We start from the raw sequence: 4089 nt of genomic DNA, 5'->3' as shown, positions 1-4089 counted from the left end.
CGTTCGCTCGTGCTCATCACGTTCGTGTACGAGAACGTGTTCCTGCAGTTCGCCTCGATCGTCCCCGGCGCCGTGATCCTGCTGCTCAGCCTGGGGCCCGATATCTTCGGTGAGAATGCGACGCTGCTGGTCCTGCCGGTCCTCGTGCTCGTGCCGCTCGCGGCGGTGCTGTACCCGCCGGTCTTCCACCGCCTCGTGAGCATCCCCGCGCGGCGCGCGCTCAAGCGCGAGGTGCCGAAGGAGTACTTCCTGTCGACCGGGCGGACGCTCGCGTACATCGTCGGATTCCTCGGGCCCCGTGCGCTCAACGGCATCGGCTTCGTAATGATCGCCGCGACCGTCAGCGCGGTCCCGCCCACGCAGTGGCTTTCCTTCGCGGCCGCCTACGTGCTGGCCGGTGCGATCGGAATCCTCGCGTTCTTCGTGCCCAGCGGTCTCGGAGTTCGCGAGGCCGTCATCGTGCTCGTCCTCAGCCAGTACATCCCCGTCGCGGAGGCGATCGTCATCAGCCTCCTCGCGCGCCTCCTCAGCACCGTCGGCGACGGCCTCGTCGCTCTCATCTACGTCGGCATCCGCCGCACCATCCCCAAGGAGTACCGACCATGACCGGTCCGCGGATCACCATCATCGGCTCAGCCCTGTCGGGCAACAAGGGCGCCTCCGCCATGCTCGAAGCGGCGATCCAGTCCCTCGGCGAGCGACTCGACGACCCCCGGTTCACGCTGCTCAGCATGTACCCGCGCGAAGACGCCGCGCAGAACCCGTACCCGAACCTCGAGATCCTGCCGGCGAATCCGCGTCAGCTGGGCGTGACGATCAACACCGTCGCGCTGGCCTACCGCGTCCTGCCGTTCCTGCGCGGGACGCTGCGTCGCCATTCGCGTGTGATCCGCGCACTCGCCGATTCGTCGGTGCTGCTCGACCAGGGCGGCATCACCTTCACCGACGGGCGCGAGAAGTTCCTCCTGTACAACGTCGCATCGATCCTGCCGGCGCTGAACACCCGCACGCCCGTCTTCAAGTGCGCCCAGGCCGTCGGCCCGTTCCAGAATCCGATCAACCGCTGGGCGTCGCGCACCTTCCTGCCCAAGGCAGCGACGGTCGTCACGCGCGGCCGCATCACCCACGAGTACGCCGAGGGGCTGGGACTGACCAACCTCGTCGCGGGCGCCGACTACGCCTTCTCGCTCGAGCTCGAAGGCACCGAGGGCGAGCAGGTGTCCCGTCATCTCGATCTGTCGTTCTTCGACGAGGACGTGGTGGGCGTGTGCCCGAGCGTGGTGCTGCAGAAGAAGGTCGACGCACGCGGCGGCGACTACGTAGGGCAGATCGTCGACTTCATCGGGCACGTGCGCGCACAGGGCAAGCGCGTGCTCCTCCTGCCCCATAGCGTGCGCACCGGAACCGACAAGACTCACAACAACGATCTGCCGCTGTGCAGTGAGATCCACTCTCGGCTCACGCTGGGTGACGACCTCCTCTTCGTCGATCGGGAGCTCAGCTCGCAGCAGCTGCGCTACCTGATCGGGCGGTGCTCGTTCTTCGTTGCCAGCCGCTTCCACGCGATGGTCTCATCGCTCGCGATGGCGGTTCCGACGCTCGTGATCGGGTGGAGCCACAAGTACCGCGAGGTGCTCGAGATGTTCGACCTAGAGGAGTGGGCCTTCGGCCACGACATGCTGACTTTCGAGTACTTGGTGGAACGCTTCGAGGCACTCGAGGATGCTCGGGCGGTTGTGGAACGGAAGCTCGATGAACATCTGCCGGTTGTAAAGGCGCGATCGATTGAGCAGGCCGAACTCATCGCGCAGGTTGTGCGCACGCATCGGTGAACGCTCGCGACGACCGTCCGGTCCTTTTGTGTGGGTCAGTTACCTGCGGCAGAGTTTTCCGCTAGCGAGGGCATGGTTCTGAAGTCACCGTCGCGTCCGATGATCCGTCCGTCTCGCAGGCCGCGCCACAGATTGCTGGTGCCTCGCACCGTGCGCTCGACGAAGAAGAGACGAATGAGTTCCTTACCGAACGTAAGCGACGTCCCCAGCCCAAACAGCAGCGGGTGATACACGCCGTTGGCGCGATAGTACTTCTTGATGATGGCCCGGTTGCGCATGATGTAGTACCTGTACGCGTTGCTTGAGGCATTCATGTGGCGGACGCCCATGTCCCACTGTTTGATCTCGCGTGTACGGCGGAGAACGAACTCGTCGACGATGACCGACGTCGTGACGCGTGACGCCAGCCAGCCGTACAGCTGGTCGTCCCAGTAGATGAAGAACCGCGGGTCAGGAAGGCCGATCTGCCTCACGATGTCCCGGTGGATAAACATGCCCTCAAAGCAGCCGGAGTTCATCTCCTTGTAGCCGGACTCGTCGAAGCCGGCGGGAGCGAACGGAATCGGGATCGCCATCTTCTCAGCGATGCGGTACTGCCAGTAGAACTCGCTGCCGTCGTAGTCATAGCGGCGTCCCTGAATGCTCTTGAATCGGGGCGCCCACGCGCCCATCCGAGCGAGACCGTCCGGAAGCACCTCGACATCGTCGTCCATGAGCCAAATCCAGGTGGAGCCGAGATCGTAGGCGATGCGCATTCCTTCGCTGAAACCGCCCGAGCCGCCCGTGTTCGACTCGAGGCGACGGTACATGAGCTCGGTGCCGACGCGATCGCGAAACGACTCCACAACCTCGGTGGTGTCATCGCTGGACGCGTTGTCGACGACCACGACATGTCCCGGCTTCGGGTCCATGCGCGTGATGCTCTCGAGAAGGCCGGCGAGCAGGTGCGAGCGATTGAACGTGACGATCGCGATCGTCACGGATGCCGGTTGGAAGGAGTGTTGTTCCACGCCTGCCACACCAGGCCCAGTCACGGTCATTTCTCCTCCTCGAAACTGGAGGCCCAAGCCTCCGGTGAGGTCAGGGCGGGAAGCGCCGCGCGGTAATCGCGCGAAAGGCGCGCCCAATCCTTTCGCAGCGCGCGGTGAAGGCGGATTGATTCGACGAGCATGCGTCGGTAGGCTGCGCGATCTCGCGTGTACACGTTCTTCCCGGCGCCATCCGCGGTGCTCACGAGCGCACTGTCGAAGAGGGGCACGCGCCACCAATGCGCGTCGGTCTTGCCGAATTCGACTTCCGGCTGAGCGACGTTCTCCGGCCGCGGCTCGTGCAGCCAGTGAGAGATCAGTGTGGTCGCGGTGAACCACCGGAGTCGCATGCCGGCCGGGCTGTCATAGGCGTGGCGGCGCAGCCGCTTGAACACCTGACGACCACGCCGCGACCGCATTGGGCTGCCGTCGTCCTTGTGGACGACCGTCTCGGGGAAATTTCCCGCGAGGGCGCGCGCCTCCGGCATCGCGGTCGCCAGGTTGCGCCACATGTGGTCGGGTCCCGAGAGGATGTCGCGCAGCGCCCGATGGCGAAGCGCCACGGGGTAGTACTGCATCATCATGAGGTGTTTGAGGTCGACGCGGCGGCTGTGTCGCAGAAGCGTTCCGCCATCCGGTGCTCGTGAGTGCAGAAGCGCCGCGACGATGCGATTGCGCGCGTGAAAGTACGCCTGCCAGTCGATCGAGTCATCCTTGCCGACCCAGGAGACGTGCCACAGCGCGACGCCGGGCAACGACACCGTCGGGACCCCTGCCTCCCGGGCGCGTAGACAGTGCTCCGCGTCATCCCATTTGATGAAGGCGGGCAGTGCGAGGCCGACCTTCTCGAGGGCTTCTTTCGGGATGAGGCACATCCACCAGCCGTTGTAGTCGGCGTCGAGGCGCATGTGGAGGGTGGGGGACTGGCGGAGGTTGCCCTCGGAGAAGTCGTGCGGCATGCGCTCCTGGAAGAGCGTGCGCCACATGAACGGCTGCTCGTCGACGACCTCTGCCCAGGCGTGAAGCTTGGGCCGATCGAGCAGGTCGAACATGTGCGCGCCCACGATCGTCGGCGTAGTCGCGTACTGCCCGAAGAGGATGGACCGGCGGATCGACTCGGGCTCGATGCGCACATCGTCGTCGAGGAGCTGCACGAAATCGCTGTCTTCTCGCGCGAGTGTCTCGACCATGGCCCGGGAGAAGCCGCCGGAGCCCCCGAGGTTCGGCTG

At 65.1% G+C, this 4089-nt stretch carries 3 protein-coding genes and 1 pseudogene; 2 read left to right on the top strand and 2 right to left on the bottom strand.

The window, feature by feature from the left end; genetic code table 11:
- Together B4E30_RS02720 and B4E30_RS02715 are read left to right on the top strand one after the other, a co-directional pair.
- Positions 1-606: pseudogene (locus tag B4E30_RS02720) on the top strand (hypothetical protein); the annotation flags it as partial.
- Entirely contained in the window at positions 603-1832 is a 1230-nt protein-coding gene (locus tag B4E30_RS02715; RefSeq protein ID WP_286793375.1) for a polysaccharide pyruvyl transferase family protein, read from the top strand. The pseudogene B4E30_RS02720 and the gene B4E30_RS02715, both read left to right, overlap by 4 nt.
- 35 nt (positions 1833-1867) lie before the next feature.
- On the opposite strand, the gene B4E30_RS02710 is transcribed toward B4E30_RS02715, so the two are convergent.
- Complete coding sequence (locus tag B4E30_RS02710; protein ID WP_286793376.1) at positions 1868-2872, bottom strand: glycosyltransferase; 1005 nt, start codon at positions 2870-2872, stop codon at positions 1868-1870.
- Positions 2869-4089: glycosyltransferase (locus B4E30_RS02705; protein WP_286793374.1), on the bottom strand; the 1221-nt coding region annotated here is incomplete at its 5' end. The genes B4E30_RS02710 and B4E30_RS02705, both read right to left, overlap by 4 nt.

This window comes from Microbacterium sp. UBA3394 (assembly GCF_002358725.1).
GTDB lineage: Bacteria > Actinomycetota > Actinomycetes > Actinomycetales > Microbacteriaceae > Microbacterium > Microbacterium luteum.
This window is presented reverse-complemented; position numbering and strand designations above follow the sequence as displayed.

Bases quoted from the DNA above. Each gene is read 5' to 3' on its own strand.
- B4E30_RS02710 (WP_286793376.1), bottom strand. From the start codon at position 2,872: ATGACCGTGACTGGGCCTGGTGTGGCAGGCGTGGAACAACACTCCTTC.
- B4E30_RS02715 (WP_286793375.1), top strand. From the start codon at position 603: ATGACCGGTCCGCGGATCACCATCATCGGCTCAGCCCTGTCGGGCAAC.